The sequence below is a fragment of the Demequina silvatica genome (assembly GCF_000971215.1).
In the GTDB taxonomy this organism is placed as follows: domain Bacteria; phylum Actinomycetota; class Actinomycetes; order Actinomycetales; family Demequinaceae; genus Demequina; species Demequina silvatica.
In genome coordinates this window covers 261,949-280,800 of the sequence record NZ_BBMA01000005.1, presented here as the reverse complement: position 1 = coordinate 280,800, position 18,852 = coordinate 261,949, and the positions used below count along the sequence as shown (strand labels likewise).

The following is an 18,852-nucleotide window of genomic DNA, read 5'->3' as shown; positions in this document are numbered from 1 at the left end:
GTGCTCGGGCAACCGCACTAGGGTAACCGAGATCCGCCCCAGACGGCAAACCCGCGGGGCGGGCGACCCCGGGAGGGGATGCGCTCGCTGTCGGCGGGCCGTGCCACGATAGTACGCGAGCGGCGACCCCGCGCCGTGTCCAGTGCCGGAGGTGACCCGTGAGCGAAGCGCATGCCCTGCGCCGCTGGCTCGGGTCCGGGATGGACGCCGTGCGCCACTCGCGCGGGCGCCTCGACGCGATCAACGTGTTCCCCGTCGCGGACGCGGACACCGGCACCAACGTGTACCTCACGCTGCAGGAGGGCAACCGCGCCGTCGCGCGGCTCCCCGCGGACGCCTCGCACCGCGACGTCGCCGCGGCGTTCGCCCGCGGCGCCCTCATGGGCGCCCGCGGCAACTCCGGCGTGATCCTCAGCCAGTACCTCAGCGCGCTCCTGCGGGTCATCGACTCCAAGGGCGGCCTCGAGAGCGTCGACGCGCGCGGGCTGTCGCTCGCGCTCGGGCGGGCGGCGGAGGCCGCGTACGCCGCCGTGGGCGCGCCCGTCGAGGGCACCATCCTGTCCGTCGCGCGCGCCGCGGCCCGCTCCGCGAACGCGTCCGCGACCGGCGGGGGCTCCCGCGAGCAGGTGATCGTCGCGGCCGTCGACGGCGCGAGGGACGGCCTCAAGCGCACCACCGAGCAGCTGCCGAGCGCGCGCGCCGCCGGGGTGGTCGACGCGGGCGCCGCCGCGCTGGTGCTCCAGCTAGAGATGCTCGCGGAGGCCATCGCGGGCGAGGGCGCGCTCGCCGCTCATCCCGCCGTCGCGTGGGAGCTGCCCGGGCGCCGCCACCGCGTGGTGCAGCCCGGCCACGCGAGCCACGGCGAGGAGGACGGCGGGGAGTACGAGGTGATGTTCGTCGCCGACCGCGAGGAGGATGCCCGCGCGGGCCTGCTCGAGCGTCTCACGGCGATCGGCGACTCGGTGACGGTGACCGCGTCCCACGGCCTGGTGCAGGCCCACGTCCACACCGACCACCCCGCGCGGGCGGTCGCGCTGGCGGAGGAGCTCGACGCCCACCAGATCGTCGCGCGCTCCATCACCATGAGCACGGTCCAGGACCGCTCCGCGACCGGGGTGGTGGCGCTCACCACGTGCCCCGGGCTCGCGGAGCCGCTCGCGGACGCCGGCGCGGTGGTGCTGGTGGTGCCCGAGCCGGGCTCGCTGCGCAAGCGGGACCTGAGCCGCGCGGTGCGCGACGCGTCGGGCGCCGAGGCGATCGTGGTGGCGGGGGACCCGTCGCTGCTCGCGACCGCGCGCGCGCTCGCGGACAAGCGCGGCAGGCCCCGCCTGGTGGTGATCGAGGCGTCTCACGAGGCGCACGTGATCGCCGCCGTCGCGGCCTCCGCGCTCGCGACGCCGGGCGAGGACGTCGCGCACCTCATGCGCGCCGCCGTCGCGTCGACCGCGGTGGGCCAGAGCACGGGCGATGCGCTCGACGAGGACCTCGACACGCTCGTAGGCCCCGGCACCGAGGTGGTGACGCTGGTGCTGGCCCGCGGTATCGACGACTCCGTGGGCGACGAGGCCCGCGCGTCCGTCGAGGCGCGCTCGCCCGGCGCCGAGCTCGCGGTGTACCCCGGCGGTCAGGAGTGGCCGCCCATCCTCATCGGTGTGGAGTCGGCGCCGTCATGACCGGACGCCTCGAGGAGCCGCTCGCGAAGGTGCTGGGCGCCCGCACGGCCGGATCGTTGGAGAAGCTCGGCCTCGTCACCGTGGGCGACCTGCTGCGCCACTACCCGCGCAGGTACGGCGCCCCCGGGGAGATGACGCCGCTGGCGCAGTTGCGCGAGGGCGAGCACGTGACCGTGATGGCGCAGGTGCGCACCGCGACGGTGCGGCAGATGCGCTCGCGCGGCGGCGCGATGCTCGAGGCCGTGGTGACCGACGGCCGCGACAGCCTCCAGCTCACGTTCTTCGCCAAGCGCGCGGGTGTGCTGCGCATGCACGAGGACAAGCTGCGGCCGGGCCGGCGCGGGCTCTTCACCGGCACCGTGGGGGAGTACCGCGGGCGCCGCCAGCTGACCCACCCCGACTACCTCATCGTGGGCGTGGACGCCGCCGACGAGGACGAGGCCGTCGCCGAGGCCTCCCGACCCATCCCGCTCTACCCGGCCGCCGCATCGGTCCCCACCTGGCGGATCGGCCGCGCGGTGCGGGCCGTCCTCGACCCCCTCACCGAGGCCGACGTGCCCGACCCGCTGCCCGCCGAGCTGCGCGAGCGTCGCGGGCTGCCCACGCTCCTCGAGGCGCTGCGGCTGGTCCACGTCCCCGAGACCGACCAGGACCACCGGCGCGGACGCGAGCGGCTCCGCTTCGAGGAGGCGCTGGTCCTCCAGACCGCGCTCGCGCGGCGCCGCGCCGACCACGACGCGCTCGCCGCCGTGCCTCGGCCCGCGCGGGCGGGCGGCCTGGTCGCGGCGCTGGACGCGCGCCTGCCGTACCGGCTCACCGACGGACAGCGCGAGGTGGGTGAGACCATCGCCGCGGACCTCGCACGCGACACCCCGATGCTGCGGCTCCTGCAGGGCGACGTGGGCGCCGGCAAGACGGTGGTCGCGCTGCGCGCCATGCTGCAGGTGGTCGACGCCGGGGGACAGGCGGCGCTGCTCGCCCCCACCGAGGTCCTCGCCGCGCAGCACGCGCGCTCGCTCCGCGCGCTGCTCGGGCCGCTCGCGGACGGCGGCATGCTCACCGCGGCCGACGACGCCACGCGCGTCACCCTGCTCACCGGCTCGCAGGGATCGCGCGAACGCCGCGCCGCGCTCGCGGAGGCCGCCTCGGGCGCCGCCGGGATCGTGGTCGGCACGCACGCGCTGCTGAGCGAGACCGTCCAGTTCGCGGACCTGGGCCTGTTGGTGGTCGACGAGCAGCACCGGTTCGGCGTCGAGCAGCGCGACGCGCTGCGCGCGCGGGGCGAGCGCGTCCCGCACACGCTCGTCATGACCGCCACCCCGATCCCGCGCACCGTGGCGATGACGGTGTTCGGCGACCTGGAGACATCCGTGCTGAGCGACCGGCCCGCCGGCCGCCAGGAGACGGTGACGCACCTGGTACCCGCGGGCAACGCCGCGTGGATCGACCGCGCGTGGGCGCGCGTGCGCGAGGAGGTCGACCGCGGCGGCCGCGCCTACGTGGTGTGCCCGCGCATCGACGGCGACACCGAGGAGGAGCCTGAGGAGCTCCCTCTCGACGCGGTCGAGGGGGACGCTGCTGGGGCCGGGTCGGACGGCCCGGCGCGCCCGCCGCTCGCGGCGGTCCTCGAGGTGGCGGAGCTCCTTTCCGGGCACCCGGCGCTCGCCGGGGTCGGCGTCGGGGTGATGCACGGCCGCCTCGCGGCGGAGGACAAGGACGCGGCGATGGCGCGGTTCGCGGCGGGAGCGGCACCGGTGCTGGTCGCGACCACCGTGATCGAGGTGGGCGTCGACGTGCCCGAGGCGACCGCGATGGTGGTCCTCGACGCGCAGCACTTCGGGATCTCGCAGCTCCATCAGCTGCGGGGGCGCGTGGGCCGCGGCGATCGCGCGAGCATCTGCCTGCTCGTCTCGCATGCCGAGCAGGGCTCGGTGGCGCACGGGCGCCTGTCCGCGCTCGCGGCCACCACCGACGGCTTCCTGCTCGCGGAGAAGGACCTCGAGCTGCGCCGCGAGGGCGACGTGCTGGGCGCCGCGCAGTCCGGGGGCCGCAACTCGCTGCGGCTGCTGCGCGTGGTGCGCGACGCCCACGTCATCGAGGACGCGCGCCAGGAGGCGGCGGCGCTCGTCGCGAGCGACCCGTCGCTGGCGCGCTGGCCCGCGCTCGCGGACGCGATCGCCGACTCGCTCGACCGGGACCGCGAGGAGTTCCTCAGCCGCTCGTGAACCGCCGCGGCGTCATGACCAGGAGCGCCTCGTGCATCACCTCGGCGCTGAACGCGCTCGTGGTGCCCTCGGTGTCGCCGTCGATCTGGAACGGCACCTCGCGGTCGAGCTCGACCTCCACGCGGCGCCCCGCCGTGCGGCGCATGGGGGAGCGTCCGCCGCGCCGGGCCAGCGACCCCAGCAGGCGCATCACCATGCCCTGGACGCCGTCCCCGCTCGCGACCAGCACGTGGAGACGGCCGTCCCCGGCCTCCGCGTCGGGCAGCAGGTTGATGCCGCCCTGCAGGCGCCCCACGTTGCCGACGAGCGTCATCACGGCGCGGCCGTCGTGGACCTGCCTGCCGTCGACGGTCACCTTGGCGCGGAACGCCTCGGCGCCTACCTGGCGGATGCCGGCGACCACGTACGCGCCTCCCTTGACCAGCTTCTTGAGGCGCGGGTCGGTGTCGCGCATGATCTGCGCGTCGAGGCCCACGCCGGCCATCACGGCGAACTCCGCGGACTCGTCGCCCACGCTCCACCGGATCATGTCGATCGCGCGCGGCGTGCCGTGCAGCGCGACGTCGAGCGCGTCGTCCTCGTCGAGGGGGATCCCGAGGTTGCGGCCCAGCAGGTTGCCGGTGCCCGCGGGGACCACCGCGACGGGCACGCCGGAGCCGGCCATGGCGGCGCAGACCGCGCGGACCGTGCCGTCGCCGCCCGCGACCAGCACCAGGTCGACGTTCTTCGCGAGAGCCTCGCGCGCCATGCCGTCGCCCGGGTCGTCCTCCCTGGTCTCGAGCCACATCGGCGACTGCCAGCCGTCGCGGGTCATCGCGAACGTCACCCGGCGGCGGAAGGACTCGATCTCGAGGATCTTGGTCGGGTTGTAGATGACGGCGGCGCGACGCCCGGGCTGGGCGGCCTTGCTGCGACTGAGCGATCCCGAGATCGCCTCGACGCCGCTCCACCACAGCGCCGCGGACGCGACCACCACACCGAACAGCCATCCGCCCACCGAGTCCGACAGGTTGACGGTGCCCATGGCCCACTGGCTGACCACCGTGAGCGCCACGATCGCCGCGCCCCACAGCCGCACCCGCACGCGCGCCGCGGTGGAGCGGCGCTGCGCGTTCGCGATGGTGACGAGCAGCCACACCAGGATGGTGACCGCGAGGATGTGCCCGGACGGGTACGCGTAGCCGATGGCTGAGATCGAGTCGTCGAACGTGGTCTCGGGCCGCGGCCGTGCCACCAGCACCCGGTTGAGCTGCCACAGCGGGAAGCCCAGCGCGGCGATCGCGAGCGCCGCCGCGAGGTGCCGCTGGCGCCGTTGAAGCGCGCGCGCCGCGAACGCGAGCGCGATGACGAGCACGAAGAACGGGTTGGTGAAGAGCGCGAAGCCCTCGACCAGCTGGCCGGTGTACGAGCGCGGGTCGAGCGGGGTCGCGGGGCCGGGCAGCCAGGTGTCGACGGTGCGGTCGGCCCACCCGGACACCACGCCCCAGGTCCACAGCAGGTAGGCGGCGAGCGCGAGCGCGAACGCGGCGGGCTCGAAGGTGCGGCGCGGCGCCCAGGCCGGCGGTTGCATCGTCACGAGGTAGCCAGGTCCCGGTGACGGAAGCCTCGGAAGCCGACCGCGGTGAGCAGGGCTCCCACGAGCATCACCACGACCCACCCGGTCCAGGTGTACGCCGACGTGGCGAGATGCGGCACGTGATAGTACGGGCTGATGCCCAGCACCCACTCGTCCAGGCCGAACGTCGGGCCGAGCAGCGTGAGCGCGAACGAGGCGACGACGCCCGCCCAGGCGGCGATCGCGACCTTCGGGCGCGCGCCGACGACCGCGATGGCGACCGCGGTGACGGTCCACACGGCTGGCACGGTGACCCACGCCTGGCCCAGCGCCTCGCCGAACGAGATGCCGAGGTCCGCGCTCGAGGTGAAGCCCGCGACCACGCCGCCCGCGATCGTGAGGAACACCGGCGCCGCCAGCAGCGCGACGCCCACGTGAGCGGCGTAGTAGCGGGGCCGGGATACGGGTGTCGCGATGAGCGGCTCGACGCGGTCCTCCATCTCCTCCTTGCGCACCCGCAGCACCATCTGGACGCAGGCGATCGAGCAGATGATGCCGACCAGGCTGAGGATGGTCGCGAGGAACGCCCCGAACAGGTCCTCGGGCGTGGTCGCGCCGGCGGCGAGCACCTGCGCGATCCCGGCATCGCCCGACAGCAGGTCCGTGATCGACGTGACGAAGTAGCCGAACACCACGCCGAGCACCGCGAACCCGATCGCCCACGCGATCAGCGAGCCGCGGTTGAGGCGCAGCGCGAGGGCCCAAGCGGAGCGCGCGCGTCCCCGCGCCGGCCCGGGTGCGGGAGCGATCGCGCCCTGCCCGAAGTCGCGGCGGGTCTGCAACACGAACGCGATGGCGAGGAGCACGGCCGTGAGCGCGACCGCGAGCATCAGGGGCGCCCAGTTGTCCTCGTAGGCCGGCTTGGTCTCGGTCATCCACGCGAGCGGGTTGACCCAGATGGCCCAGTCCGCGGCCTCGACGGAGTACGCGAAGCCGCGCAGGATGAACAGCGTGCCGACCGCGGCGACGGCCATGGAGGACGAGGCGCGGGCCTCGGCGCCCAGCTGCGAGGTCACCGCGGCGATGCCGGTGCCCATCCAGCCGGACGCGACGAAGGTGGCGCTGAGCAGGGCCGTCGCCTCGACGCCGCCGCCGCACGCCCACGCCAGCAGGAACGACACGACGCCGACCATGAGCGACATCACGAGCCCCATGCCGACGGCGACGAGCAGGCGGGCTTGGCGACCGAGCACGCCGGAGGCGAGCAGCTCGGCCTGGCCGGAGTCCTCCTGGCCGCGCGTCGCCTTCGTCACCACGAAGATCGCGCCGAGCGACGCGAACAGCCCGCCGAGCGCGAGCGCGCGCCACGCGTTGAACCCGTCGGCCGTGCTGAGGTCCCACGCGGGGCCGAAGATGAGCCCCATCGCGGGGTTGGACCCGACCAGCGTCGCGAGCCCCTCGCGGTCCGCCTCCGTGGGGAACACCCACGGGTAGACCAGCACGGACGAGGCCGACAGGATCGACACGATCGCGACCCATGGTGCGAACGACCGCGCCTCGTGGCGGATCGAGGTCCGCAGCAGGGTGGGCGCGCCGACGGTCGCGGTGCTCATCGGGTTCCCGCCACGTCGTCCTCGTTCTCGTACAGGCGCAGGAACAGGCTCTCGAGCGACGGCGGGGTCACGGTGAGGGCCTCGAGCCCGTAGGGCGCGAGCAGGGTCATCGCCGCGCCGATGCCGTCGGGGTCCACCGTCGCGGTGAGCACCGCGCCGTCGAGGCGGACGTCGTGGAGCGCCGCGAGGTCCGCCGCCGCGGGGACGCGCGCCAGCGTCGCGTGGACGCTCGTGCGCGCGTCACCGCGGATCTGGGCGAGGGTGCCCGTCTCGACGATCTTGCCGGCGCGGATGATGCTGAGCCGGTCCGCGAGGGTCTCGACCTCGGACAGGATGTGGCTGGACAGGAGCACGGTCGCGCCGCGGTCCTTCGCCTCGCCGAGCACCTCCTGGAAGACGTTCTCCATGAGCGGGTCGAGGCCGGAGGTGGGCTCGTCGAGGATGAGCAGCTCGGCGTTCGACGCGAGCGCCGCGACGATGGCGACCTTCTGGCGGTTGCCCTTGGAGTACTGGCGGCCGCGCTTGGTCGGGTCGAGCTCGAAGCGCTCGATGAGCTCGGCGCGCCTCGCATCGTCCAACCCGCCTCGCAGGGAGCCCAGGAGGTCGATCGCCTCGCCTCCGGACATCGAGGGCCAGAGCGCGACGTCGCCGGGGACATAGGCGAGGCGCCGGTGCAGCTCGACCACGTCGGACCACGGGTCGCCGCCCAGCAGCCGGGCCGTCCCCCCGTTCGCGCGGAGCAGGCCCAGGAGGACGCGGATGGTGGTCGACTTGCCCGCGCCGTTCGGGCCGAGGAAGCCGTGCACCTCGCCCCGCGCGACGGACAGGTCGAGGCCGTCGAGGGCCGTGAAGCTCCCGAAGCGCTTGACGAGTCCCTGGGTCTCGATCACGGTCTCATCTGCGGACATGTTGCCTCCAGGGCTGCGCGGTCCGCGAGATGCGGGCTCGTCTGACATTCAACTGCACATGCCAGGAATTCCACAAGTGAGGAGTTCCCGGGGGCGGCGCATTAGGCTGGCGTCATGGCTGGAGACCGGGTCGCGCGTGCGGTGCGCTCCGCTGGGCGTCGCCCCGGAGTCAGCGGGACGCGCGAGGCGATCCTCGCCGCCGCGCTCCGGGCCTTCGCGACCAGCGGCTTCCGGGGAGCATCGCTGCGCGCGATCGCCAACGATGCAGGCGTGGATCCCGCCCTCATCCGCCATTACTTCGGCGACAAGGCGTCCCTGTTCGCGCAGGCCGTCGCGGACGGCTCCGGGATAGTCGCCCGGATGTCCGCGGTCCTCGACCAGCGGGGGCCCGACCAGGGGAGACGGGCCATCGACGCGTATCTTGGCCTGTGGGAGGACCCGGACAACCTCGCCGTCATCCGAGCGATGATCGGCACCGCCATGACGGCGCCCGAGGCGCTCGAATCGCTCCGCGGCGTGCTGCTCGCGCGCGTCGCGAGCCGCGCTCCTGGAGGCGCGGATTCTCCGGGCGTCGCGCTCGCCGCGTCGCAGCTGCTCGGGCTCGCGTTCGCGCGGTACGTGATCCAGATCCCGAGCGTGGCCGCCATGCCGCGCGACGAGCTGCTCGACCTGGTGGCGCCCACGATCGACCGGTACCTGGCCCTGGGCGAGGCCCCCGCGTGAGGCATCTCGACGTCTCGCGCGGCCTCCGCCTGGTGTGCGGCGGGCAGAGCGGCGTGGACCGCGCCGCGCTCGAGGCGGCCGCGGTGCTCGGGATCGAGTACGGCGGGTGGTGCCCGGCGGGCGGCTGGGCCGAGGACCTCCCCGAGGCGCCCGGCGTGCGCGGCCTCTACCCGCTGCTGCGCGAGACCCCGTCCGCCGACCCGGCCGAGCGCACGGCGCTCAACGTGCGCGAAGCGGGAGCCGTGCTCGTGATCGTGGCCGAGGGCGCATCGTCCCCCGGCACCGGCGTCACGCTGCGGGAGGCCGAGCGCCTGGGCCGGCCCCTCGCGATCCTGCCGATCTCGCTGTCCCACCCGCTCGAGGGGGAGAAGGCGGCGCGCGACACCGTCGCGCGCCTGCTCGCCGAGGTCCCCGGCACGCCACCCACGCTCGACGTCGCAGGCCCGCGCGAGTCGGAGGCGCCGGGCATCCGCGGCGCCGCGCGCGAGCTGCTGGTCGCGCTGCTCACCCCCTTCGCGCGCTGACCGGGGGACGATGCGCGGGCCGGGCGGGGTGACGAGGTCCCGCGTGGGAGCGTTTACAGTTCTCGCTATGACGGAAGCCATCAGCGCCGATCGTCAGCTGTCCGCCCTGCGCGATCTCGCGGAGCGCGAGCTGTCCCAAGGGATCCTGCCGTTCTGGGAGGCGCACGCCTTCGCGCCCGACGGCACGCTCCGGGGCGGCGTCAGCGACGATCTCGACTACCTCGACGACCTGCCGCGCCACGCGGTGCTGGCCGCACGGATCCTGTGGACCTTCTCCGCCGCCGCGCAGGCGCTGCCCGCGCAGCGCGAGCGGCACCTCGCCAGCGCACGGCGCGCGTTCGACCTGCTCACGGGCCCCATGTGGGACGTCCAGCACGGCGGCGTCTTCTGGTCGCTCGACGCGGACGGCGCGGTCCTCGATGACCGCAAGCAGGTCTACGCGCAGGCCTTCACGGTCTACGGGCTCGCGGCGTGGGCACGGGCGACCGGCGACGACGACGCGCTCGAGCGCGCGCTGTGGCTCGCCGGCGTGCTCGACGCGACCGCGCGCGACCTCGAGTACGGCGGCTACGTCGAGGCGCTCGCGCGCGACTGGTCGCCCACGTCGCGGCTCGCTCTGTCCGACGTCGACCCGGACGTGCCCAAGTCGATGAACACCAACCTCCACGTGCTCGAGGCCCTGACGGAGCTCTTGCGCGCCTCCGCGGACCTCGCGGTGCGGGAGTCGCTCGAGACACTGCTGCGCACCACGCTCGACTGCATCGTGCGCGACGCCCCGTTCGCGCACTGCGCTCTGTACTTCGACGAGAGCTGGGAGCCCGCCTCCGACGGCGTCTCCTACGGCCACGACATCGAGACCTCGTGGCTGCTGTGGGAGGCGTGGGAGGCGCTCGCGGCGCACGGCGTCGAGGACGCCGACCTCGAGTGGCGCACGCGCGAGGCGTCCCTGGCGCTCGCGGAGGCGGTCAGGCGTGAGGGCGTGGACGCCGACGGCGCCGTGCTCTACGCCGGCACCCCCGACGGCCCCACCGACCGGGACCGCCACTGGTGGCCCCAGGCCGAGGGCGTGGTGGGCTGGCTCAACGCGTTCCAGCTCGGCGGCCGTGCCGAGGACAGGCGCGCCGCGATCCGCTCGTGGGACTTCATCGAGACGCACATCAAGGACCACCGCAACGGCGAGTGGTTCGCGCGCCTCGACGCGGAAAACCGGCCCATGAGCGGCGGCACCGGCGATCTCAAGATGGGGCCGTGGAAGTGCCCGTACCACAACGCCCGCGCGTGCCTCGAGGTGCTCCGCCGCATCGAGGACTGATCGGGTCCCTCGCGTCCCCCCTGGCAGCGCGGTGACTTCACGCCACCGTTTGCGGCCTCACCCCCTGCTCGATACGTTCCGAATTGTCTGATTCGTCCGAATCGGACCAAGGGGGCGCTCGGGCCGTCGCGGCTTGCCCCACCGGGCAATGCAGCCCGGCAACCGAGGGGGATTCACATGAGTGCTGTGAGCACTTCTGCGCGCACGCGCACGCGCCGGGGCCGTCGAGCCCTGGCCATGCTGGGACTGTCCGGACTCGCGCTCGCGGGTGTCGGCGCGGCGATCACGTCCGCAAACCTCAACGACCAGGTCAGCTTCCAGATCCGCACCTACGCGGCCAACTTCGACCTGCAGGGCTGCGGCCCCGCGATCGAGGAGCCCGTCGAGGACGCCGCCCTGGCGCAGGCCCGCTTCGGCGGGTACCCGGGTCACGGCCCGATCGACCTCGACGACGTCATCGACACCTGCCCCGAGACCGGGTCCGCCTGGTACGACGAGGGCGCGCTCGGCGAGGCCGTGCCCATCGACGTCGGCGACATCGGCGCGCTGCTCCCGGGCGAGACCAAGTACGTCAAGGTGACGGTCCTCAACGCCGGCGACACCGACATGAAGGTGCTCGCGGGCAAGCCCACCGGCAGCGGGCCCATGTTCGAGACCTCGGCCTCCGTCGCGCGGTGGCACCATTCCGACGGCGTCAAGGTGGGCCTGGTCGGCAAGCCGTACCTCGCGCTCGAACCCGACGAGGAGGGCTCCTTCATCGTGAAGATCCGCGCCCCGAAGGAGTGGAGCGAGGAGTTCGTCGACTCCGAGGGCTGGGTCTCCCTGCTGGTGACGGGCATGCTCGACACCTCGAACGGCAGCTAGCGGACGCCCGCGCAAGAAGGGCGCCCGATCACCATGCGAGTCATGCGCGCCGTCGGCGGTGCCGGCCTCTGGGTCGGCGCCGTCGTCGGCGTGCTCCTCGGGCTCGTGTGGCTCGCGACCGCGCTGGGGCTGATCCGCCCCCTCATCGTGGTCTCCGGTTCGATGGAGCCCGCGATCGCGGCGGGCGACCTCATCATCGACCGGCCCATCCGCGCGTCCGAGCTCGAGGTGGGGGACATCGCCACGCTCCCGAGCTCGGACGGCACGTCCCTGGTCACGCACCGCGTCGTCTGGATCGATCCGGTGGGCGAGGACCGGCTGGTCGGCATGCAGGGGGACGCGAACGCCTCCGCGGACCAGGAGCCGTACGTCGCGCAGGGCGACGTCCTGGTGCTCGCGCTCACCGTCCCCGGCGCCGGCGCGGTGCTCGAGGCCGTCTCCCGGCCGGTGGTCCTCATCCCCATCGGCCTGGTGCTGCTCGCCTGCGCGGGCATGTACCTCATGCGCGATCCCGACGACGAGGACGGCGCCGACGAGCCCGCGCTCGCCGCGACCCGTCCCGAGCGAGCGGGAGGCTGACCCATGACGTCCACGAGGGGGAAGGCGGCGGTCGCGGGCGCGCTCGCGGCGGTGGCCGCGCTGGGCGTGCCCGCGCTCGCCGCCACCACCTCCGCGCACCTCAACGACTCGACGGCGTTCGCCATCGCGATCGAGGCGGGCGACTGGGCGCCCGCGGGCGAGGACGGCGCGCGCGACGGCACGGGGGGCCCGTCGCGCGCGGAGGCCGCCGCGCGGGGCGCCGCGTACACGGCCCTCGAGGACGCCGGCGAGGGCGGCACGATCCCGCCGGTCGACACCGGGACGACCGGCGTGACGGTGGACGATGCGCCGGTCGCCCCGGGCGACGACGACGGCCTCGGCGGTGGCGAGGGCGGCGCCCCGGACCCCGCCGCGTCCCCGGGGACGGACCCCGGGTCCGCGCCGGGGCAGCAGGGGACCGGCGGCACCCCGGCCTCAGGCCCGACCGCCGCCCCGACGCCCGCGCCCGGCCCCACCACCGGGCAGCCGTCCTCCCCGTCCCCGCTCGACGACTCCGCGATCCGCGCCTGCCTCGCCGACACGGAGCGTGCGTGGGAGGACCTCAAGGAGCTCCGCGGCGAGCCCGACGACCCGGAGCTGGCCGACGACACGGCGCGCTGGGTGCGCGGCTCCGCCGAGCGGGAGGCCGCCGACCTCGCGACCTGCGAGGACCTCGCCGACGCGCTCGCCTTCATCGAGGAGTCCGCACCCGCGAGCTCCCCGACGCCGTCGCCCGCACCCTCCCCGGAGCGCTCCCCGTCGCCGTCCCCGACCCCGGCGTCGACCCCCGCGCCCACCACCACGGCCAGCGCGGGCGGGTAGGCGACCGCCGCATCGTCCCTCCGCGCGTCCCCCTAGGCTGGTGGCGTGACCAGGATCATCGCCGGCCGTTGGGGCGGCCGCCGGCTCGCGGTGCCGCCGCGCGGCACGCGCCCCACCACGGACCGCGTGCGGGAGGCCGTGTTCAGCCGCCTCGACCACGGCGACCACCTCCGCGGCGCGCGCGTGCTCGACCTGTTCGCGGGCTCGGGGGCGCTGGGCTTCGAGGCGGTCAGCCGGGGTGCCGCGCACGCGACGCTGGTCGAGGCCGACGCCCGCGCGACCGCGGTGCTGCGCTCGAACGCGCGCGACCTGTCCGCCGGCGGCGCCGTCACCGTGGTGAAGGAGCGGGTGCGCCCGTTCCTGTCGCGCGACGCGGAGCCCTGGGACGTGATCCTGCTGGACCCGCCGTACGACATCCCCCGGGCGGAGCTTGCGCAGGTCCTGGCCGCCGCGGGCGACCGGATCGCGCCGGGCGGCCTGGTGGTGCTCGAATGGTCGAGCCGCGCGGGCGACGCGCCGTGGCCGGACACGCTCGAGGCGGTCGCGTCGAAGGCGTACGGCGAGACGGCCATCCACTACGCGCGCGCCGCGGCACCCGAATTGGACGCGGATGCGGACGGCGGTAGCGTCGACGCATGACCACCGCCGTCTTTCCCGGAACCTTCGACCCGGTGACGTGGGGCCACGTCGACATCGCGACCCGTGCGCGGTCGATGTTCTCGAGGGTCGTCCTGGCCGTCGCCCACAACTCCACCAAGACCCCGCTGCTGGACCTCGACACGCGCGTGGCGCTCGCACGCCGCGCCGTCGAGCCGCTCGAGGGCGTCGAGGTGGTCCCCGTCGAGGGGCTGCTCGTGGACTTCTGCAAGGGGATCGGCGCGGGCGTGATCGTCAAGGGGCTGCGCGGCGGCGCCGACTACGACTACGAGCGGCCCATGGCGCTCATGAACCGCTCGCTCAGCGGCATCGAGACCGTCTTCATCACCGGCGACAACGCCCTCAGCCACGTCGCGTCCTCCCTGGTGCGGGACGTTGCGCGGCACGGCGGGGCCATCGGCCGGTACGTGCCGGACGGCGTGGTCGACGCGGTCTCCGCAGCGCTGGCCGCCGAGCGCGGCTGACCCCCTCGCCACCGCCCGGCCTCGCGCGCGTGCGAGGATGGCGACACGGCCCGCCGAGCGAGTTGGCCGAATCCGCCCGCATCGCGTACAGTTGTGGGCTGGCCCTGCCGACAGGCGAGGCCGAGGTCCCCGCGGACCGGAACGACCAGGAGGCGCGTGTGGCTCACACTTCACGCCCTGCACCCTCGCCGTACACCTTCTCTGTTCGAGACATCGTGCGGCGCCCGGGCGCGCAGAGGCTCGTCTCCGAAGCCTTCCCGGCCCCCGCGGTCCTCGGCACCGATCTGATCGCAGTGCCCGAAGGCGCGGAGGTGCGGCTCGACCTGAGCCTCGAATCCGTGCAGGAGGGCATCTGGGTCTCCGGAACCGTCAACGGGACGGCGATCGGGGAGTGCGGACGGTGCCTGGACCAGGTGCGGCAAGAGATTGCCGCCCCGGTCCACGGACTGTTCGAGTACCCCGACTCGCGCATCGCTGGCGAGGACGAGACCTCGGAGGACGTCTTCGAGTTCGACGGTGAGAACCTCGTGCTCGAAGAGGTGGTGAGGGACGCGGTGGTGACGAGCCTCCCGTTCACGCCGCTGTGCAGCCCGGACTGCCCGGGGCTGTGCGACCAGTGTGGCGCGCGGCTCGCGGACGACCCGGACCATGCGCACGAGGTGCTGGACCCGAGGTGGGCCGCACTCCAGAGTTTGACCGACGAGAAAGAGAGTTAGCCGTGGCTGTTCCCAAGCGCAAGATGTCGCGCAGCAACACGCGTGCACGTCGCTCGCAGTGGAAGACGACCGCTGCCAACCTTTCGACGTGCCCCCAGTGCAAGGCCGACAAGCTGCAGCACACCGCGTGCCCGTCGTGCGGCGCCTACAACGGGCGTCAGTACGTCGAGGCGCTGCGCACCGAGCACGCCGGCTGAGGCACCACGCCTCCCGGCGTGACGCGAGCATGAGCATCCCAGGGCAGCAGGCAGCTGACGCCCTGATCAGCAGGTTGGGTGTCCACGTGGACCCCGACCTGCTGGTGCTCGCGCTCACGCATCGCTCGTTCGCTTACGAGGCCGGCGGCCTCCCCACGAACGAGCGCCTGGAGTTCCTGGGCGACTCCGTGCTCGGCATCGTCGTCACGGATCGCCTTTACCACGCGCACCCCGACCTGCCCGAGGGCGAACTCGCGAAGATGCGGGCCGCCTGCGTGTCGCAGCGTGCGCTCTCCGTGGTCGCCCGCGAGATCGGCCTGGGCCCCTGCATCCTGCTGGGCAAGGGCGAGCGCGCCACCGGCGGCAACGACAAGGACTCGATCCTCTGCGACGCCTTCGAGGCGGTCCTGGGCGCCATCTACCTCACGCACGGCATCGACACCGCGCGCGAGGTGATCCTGCGCCTCGTGGGACCCAGCCTGGCGGCCGCCGCGACGTCCGGCGTCGCGCTCGACTGGAAGACGTCGCTCCAGGAGGCCTGCGCCGAGCGCGGCCTGGGCAGCCCCGTCTACGAGGTCACCGGCGAGGGACCCGACCACGCGCGCCTCTTCACCGCCACCGTCCTCATCGCCGGCGAGCCCAAGGGCTCCGGCACCGGCACCGCCAAGAAGCACGCCGAGCAGGACGCCGCCGCGGAGGCCTACGCCGCCGTCACCGCGGCCTGACGCCCCGCCCCTCGCCGCAGGAGCACCCCGTTGCCCGAGCTGCCCGAGGTCGAGACGGTCCGGCGCGGACTCGCCTCGCTGGTCACCGGCGCCCGCATCTCCGCCGTCGACATCCGCCGCGACTCGTGCGTGCGGCTGCTGCCCGGCGGCCCCGCGGAGTTCTCCGCCGAGGTCACCGGCCTCACGCTGTCGCGCCTGGTGAGGCGCGGGAAGTTCCTGTGGGCGGAGCTGGCGCCCAGCGCGGGGGACGATGCGCCCCTCCTCGCGCTCTCGGCCCACCTGGGCATGTCGGGCCAGTTCCGCGTCCACGTCGACGCCCCCGAGCCGCACCACCACTGCCGCGCGCGCCTCACGCTCGCCGACCCCGCGCTCACCCTCGACTTCCTCGACCAGCGCACGTTCGGCTACCTGCACGTCGAGCCGCTCGTCCCCACGCCCGACGGCGGTCCCGGCGGGGAGGGCACGCCGCTCGCGCTGCTGCCCGCATCCGTCGCGCACATCGGCCGCGACGCGCTGGACCCGGGGCTGGACGAGGCGGCGGCAGCCCGCGCGCTCCGGCGAGGCACGCGCGGGGTCAAGCAGGTGCTCCTCGACCAGACCGTGGTGAGCGGCATCGGCAACATCTACGCCGACGAGGCGCTGTGGCGCGCCCGCGTCCACCCCGAGCGTCCCGCCCAGGTCCTCACCGCATCGTCCGCCCGCGCCCTTCTCGACGCGGCCCGCGAGGTCATGGGCCGCGCGCTCGACCAGGGCGGCACGTCCTTCGACGCGCTGTACGTGAACGTCAACGGCGAATCCGGCTACTTCTCACGCTCACTCGAGGCCTACGGGCGGGCGGGGGAGCCGTGCGGGCGCTGCGGCACGCCGCTGTCGCGCGCGACCGTCGGGGGCCGCGCCACCCACTGGTGCGCGCGCTGCCAGCGGCGGTGGGCGCCTCGCACGCCGCGCTGACCGGGCCGCCGGGACCCGCCCGCGCGTCCAGCGGGACCCGGGTCCTGGGACCGCTGTAGCATCACCCTTATGTCTGACATCACCGTGCTGGTCCTCGACGACCACGAGGTCGTCCGCCGTGGCATCTGCGACATCCTCGAGCGCGCGGACGGCATCGCCGTCGTCGCGGAGGCCTCGACGGTCGCGCAGGCCGTGCGTCGCGCGGAGGCGGTCCGGCCGCAGGTGATCCTGTCCGACCTGCGCCTCCCGGACGGCACCGGCCTCGACGTCATCAACCACGTGCGCGGCAAGCTGCCCGAGACGCGCGTGGTGGTGCTCACCAGCTACGACGACGACGAGGCGCGCGCCGCCGCCCGCAACGCCGGCGCGGACGTGTTCCTCGCCAAGACCGCCGGCTCCACCGAGGTCCTCCAGGCGGTGCGCGACGCCGCCTCGGGCCGCGAGCACGGCCAGCACATCTCCGTCCACGAGGACGACGTCATCGCGCGTCTCACCCCCATGGAGCGCCGCGTGCTCGACCACGTGGGCGCCGGGCTCGCGAACCGCGAGATCGCGGAGAAGCTGGGCATCGCGGAGAAGACCGTGAAGAACCACGTCACCAGCGTGCTCGCGAAGATGGGCCTCCAGCGCCGCACCCAGGTGGTCGCGTGGGCGACCGCCAAGCGCGCGCACAGCTTCCGCGGCTAGCCTCCGCGGCTAGCCTCCGCGCCTAGCCTCCGCGCCTAGCCTCGGCTCAGCCCGCCGCCTCGACGTTCCACTCGGCCACGGTGCCGGGACGGCTGGACCCGGGGCGCGACGGCGCGAGCGTGAACGTGCCGTTGCGGCGCAGCGCGCGGTTGGCCAGGTTCGACGTGCCCGAGTGACGGTTGGTGGCGCCGCCCGGCCCGATGCCGTCGTCGACCACGGTGACCGCGAGGCGCCCGCCGGCGCCCGAGATCTCCATGTACACGCTGGTCGCCTCGGCGTGGCGGGCGACGTTGGAGAGCATCTCGCGGACCACCGCGACCAGGTCGTCGGACAGGGACGGCTCGCCGCCGATCGCGTGCGACACCTCGCCCCAGTCGACCTGCACGCGCGGCGCGAAGCCCATCGAGTCCGTCGCCATCACCATCTCGCGGCGGATCCGCTCCGAGATGGGCTCGGCGGTGCGCTGGCCCGCGAGGGAGCTCATCACGCCGCGCACCTCGTGCTGCGCGCGCTTGACGTGGTCGAGCGTGCGGGTGAGGCGGGCCGCGAGGCGCGGCTCGACGTCGTGGGTGATCGCCTCGATCTGCATCGCGGTGGCGAACAGCTCCTGCGACACGAAGTCGTGGAGGTCGTCCGCGAGGCGCTGACGCTCCTCGAGCAGCGTGGTCTTGCTCTTCACGTGCGACAGCTCGGCGACGGACAGCGCCATCGCCGCCTGGGTCGCGAATCGCTGCGCGATCTCGAGGTCCTCGGCGGTGAAGGACGCCATGCCCCGGTCGCGCCACAGCATGAGCAGCCCGACGGGGCGGTGCTCGGCGCTCAGCGGCGCGTAGAGCGTGGGTCCGAAGCTCCGCACCACGTCGAGCACGGTGTTGCCCGGCGGCTCGGAGGAGATCACGCCGAGCCCGGACTCGATGACCTCGATCGCGCGTCCCTCGGGCGGCAGCTCGAGCCCCAGCAGCTCGCCCGACTGCGGGCCGGCGGTGATCTCCATGGTCCAGGTGCCGTCGACACCCGGCAGCACCAGCGCGACGTTCACGGCGCCGGCGAGGTCCTTCGCGGAGGCCACGATGGTCTCGAACACGTCCTCGTCGCCCGGGTCCGCCAGCAGCGCGGTGGTGATGTCCTGCGAGGCCGTGAGCCAGCGCTCGCGCGCCAGGGCCTTCTCGTACAGCTGCGCGTTGTCGATGGCGACCGAGGCGGCCGCGGCGAGCACCTCGACCGCGGCCTCGTCGTCCGCCGTGAACTCGCCCGGCTTGCTCGCGAGGTACAGGTACCCGAACACGGTGCCGCGCACCTTGAGCGCGGTGCCCAGGAAGGACCCCATGGGCGGGTGGTGCTTGGGCATCCCCTGGAACGCGGGGTGCTGCGTGAGGTCGGCGAGCACCAGGGTGCCCTCGTCGGGGATCTGCCCGAGCACGCCCACGGCGTTGGGCGCGCGCTTGATGTGCGCCCACACGCCCTCGGCGATGCCCCGGTAATGGAACTCGACGCTGATCCCCTCGTCGTCGAGCACGTTGATCGCGGCGTACTTGGCGCCCGTCTGCTCGATGAGCGCCGTGAGGAAGCGGTCCAACGTGTGGGCGAGGTCCAGCTCGAGGTTGAGCGAGACGATCGCGTCCGTCATGGCGTCGGACAAGCGCGCCTCCTTCCGGGG

At 74.2% G+C, this 18,852-nt stretch carries 19 protein-coding genes; 15 read left to right on the top strand and 4 right to left on the bottom strand.

What is annotated here, in order from left to right:
• Positions 1-158: 158 nt before the first annotated feature.
• Positions 159-1,673: a DAK2 domain-containing protein gene (locus AOM05_RS08880; protein ID WP_156165119.1), complete on the top strand. Its 1,515-nt coding sequence runs from the start codon at positions 159-161 to the stop codon at positions 1,671-1,673.
• The gene (locus tag AOM05_RS08875) at positions 1,670-3,898 is read left to right on the top strand and encodes an ATP-dependent DNA helicase RecG (protein ID WP_062521367.1); all 2,229 of its coding nucleotides are present in this window, start codon (positions 1,670-1,672) and stop codon (positions 3,896-3,898) included. The genes AOM05_RS08880 and AOM05_RS08875 overlap by 4 nt, the downstream gene beginning before the upstream one ends.
• Here AOM05_RS08875 and AOM05_RS08870 read toward each other — a convergent pair.
• From AOM05_RS08870 to AOM05_RS08860, 3 genes are read right to left on the bottom strand one after another with little or no spacing between them, the layout of a single operon-like run.
• Complete coding sequence (locus tag AOM05_RS08870) at positions 3,885-5,468, bottom strand: bifunctional phosphatase PAP2/diacylglycerol kinase family protein (protein ID WP_062521365.1); 1,584 nt, start codon at positions 5,466-5,468, stop codon at positions 3,885-3,887. The two genes, AOM05_RS08875 and AOM05_RS08870, sit on opposite strands and share 14 nt — an antisense overlap.
• Before the next feature lie 2 nt (positions 5,469-5,470).
• Positions 5,471-7,066, bottom strand: coding sequence for an ABC transporter permease (locus AOM05_RS08865; RefSeq protein WP_062521363.1), 1,596 nt, complete (start codon positions 7,064-7,066; stop codon positions 5,471-5,473).
• Positions 7,063-7,974: an ABC transporter ATP-binding protein gene (locus tag AOM05_RS08860; protein ID WP_062521361.1), complete on the bottom strand. Its 912-nt coding sequence runs from the start codon at positions 7,972-7,974 to the stop codon at positions 7,063-7,065. The genes AOM05_RS08865 and AOM05_RS08860 overlap by 4 nt, the downstream gene beginning before the upstream one ends.
• Positions 7,975-8,088: 114 nt before the next feature.
• Here AOM05_RS08860 and AOM05_RS08855 point away from each other — a divergent pair, with 114 nt between their 5' ends.
• The 13 genes from AOM05_RS08855 to AOM05_RS08795 all read left to right on the top strand — a co-directional run bounded on the left by AOM05_RS08855 (position 8,089) and on the right by AOM05_RS08795 (position 17,195).
• Complete coding sequence (locus AOM05_RS08855) at positions 8,089-8,697, top strand: TetR/AcrR family transcriptional regulator (RefSeq protein ID WP_062521359.1); 609 nt, start codon at positions 8,089-8,091, stop codon at positions 8,695-8,697.
• Positions 8,694-9,221 (top strand): YpsA SLOG family protein, encoded by a 528-nt coding sequence (locus AOM05_RS08850; RefSeq protein ID WP_062521357.1) that lies wholly within the window; start codon positions 8,694-8,696, stop codon positions 9,219-9,221. The genes AOM05_RS08855 and AOM05_RS08850 overlap by 4 nt, the downstream gene beginning before the upstream one ends.
• Before the next feature lie 67 nt (positions 9,222-9,288).
• Positions 9,289-10,533 (top strand): AGE family epimerase/isomerase, encoded by a 1,245-nt coding sequence (locus tag AOM05_RS08845; protein ID WP_062521356.1) that lies wholly within the window; start codon positions 9,289-9,291, stop codon positions 10,531-10,533.
• 237 nt (positions 10,534-10,770) lie between these two features.
• Positions 10,771-11,397: a hypothetical protein gene (locus AOM05_RS08840; RefSeq protein WP_062521355.1), complete on the top strand. Its 627-nt coding sequence runs from the start codon at positions 10,771-10,773 to the stop codon at positions 11,395-11,397.
• A 42-nt stretch (positions 11,398-11,439) separates the two neighbouring features.
• A complete protein-coding gene (locus AOM05_RS08835) occupies positions 11,440-11,976 on the top strand; it encodes a signal peptidase I (RefSeq protein ID WP_062521353.1) in 537 nt (178 codons plus the stop codon).
• 3 nt (positions 11,977-11,979) lie between these two features.
• A complete protein-coding gene (locus AOM05_RS08830) occupies positions 11,980-12,798 on the top strand; it encodes a hypothetical protein (protein WP_062521351.1) in 819 nt (272 codons plus the stop codon).
• A gap of 45 nt (positions 12,799-12,843) precedes the next feature.
• Positions 12,844-13,437, top strand: a complete 594-nt coding sequence (gene rsmD, locus AOM05_RS08825; RefSeq protein ID WP_062521350.1) for a 16S rRNA (guanine(966)-N(2))-methyltransferase RsmD — start codon at positions 12,844-12,846, stop codon at positions 13,435-13,437.
• Positions 13,434-13,919, top strand: a complete 486-nt coding sequence (gene coaD, locus AOM05_RS08820; RefSeq protein WP_062521349.1) for a pantetheine-phosphate adenylyltransferase — start codon at positions 13,434-13,436, stop codon at positions 13,917-13,919. The genes rsmD and coaD overlap by 4 nt, the downstream gene beginning before the upstream one ends.
• A 158-nt stretch (positions 13,920-14,077) precedes the next feature.
• Positions 14,078-14,635, top strand: a complete 558-nt coding sequence (locus AOM05_RS08815) for a YceD family protein (RefSeq protein WP_062521520.1) — start codon at positions 14,078-14,080, stop codon at positions 14,633-14,635.
• A gap of 2 nt (positions 14,636-14,637) precedes the next feature.
• Positions 14,638-14,832: a 50S ribosomal protein L32 gene (gene rpmF, locus AOM05_RS08810; protein ID WP_042216516.1), complete on the top strand. Its 195-nt coding sequence runs from the start codon at positions 14,638-14,640 to the stop codon at positions 14,830-14,832.
• A gap of 29 nt (positions 14,833-14,861) precedes the next feature.
• The gene (gene rnc / locus AOM05_RS14230) at positions 14,862-15,557 is read left to right on the top strand and encodes a ribonuclease III (RefSeq protein WP_062521347.1); all 696 of its coding nucleotides are present in this window, start codon (positions 14,862-14,864) and stop codon (positions 15,555-15,557) included.
• 30 nt (positions 15,558-15,587) lie between these two features.
• Positions 15,588-16,508: a bifunctional DNA-formamidopyrimidine glycosylase/DNA-(apurinic or apyrimidinic site) lyase gene (gene mutM / locus AOM05_RS14225; protein ID WP_062521346.1), complete on the top strand. Its 921-nt coding sequence runs from the start codon at positions 15,588-15,590 to the stop codon at positions 16,506-16,508.
• A gap of 69 nt (positions 16,509-16,577) precedes the next feature.
• The gene (locus tag AOM05_RS08795) at positions 16,578-17,195 is read left to right on the top strand and encodes a response regulator (RefSeq protein WP_062521344.1); all 618 of its coding nucleotides are present in this window, start codon (positions 16,578-16,580) and stop codon (positions 17,193-17,195) included.
• A gap of 46 nt (positions 17,196-17,241) precedes the next feature.
• On the opposite strand, the gene AOM05_RS08790 is transcribed toward AOM05_RS08795, so the two are convergent.
• Positions 17,242-18,834 carry a GAF domain-containing sensor histidine kinase gene (locus tag AOM05_RS08790; RefSeq protein ID WP_062521342.1) on the bottom strand — a complete coding sequence of 531 codons (1,593 nt, stop codon included), beginning with the start codon at positions 18,832-18,834 and terminating at the stop codon, positions 17,242-17,244.
• Between the last annotated feature and the right edge of the window lie 18 nt (positions 18,835-18,852).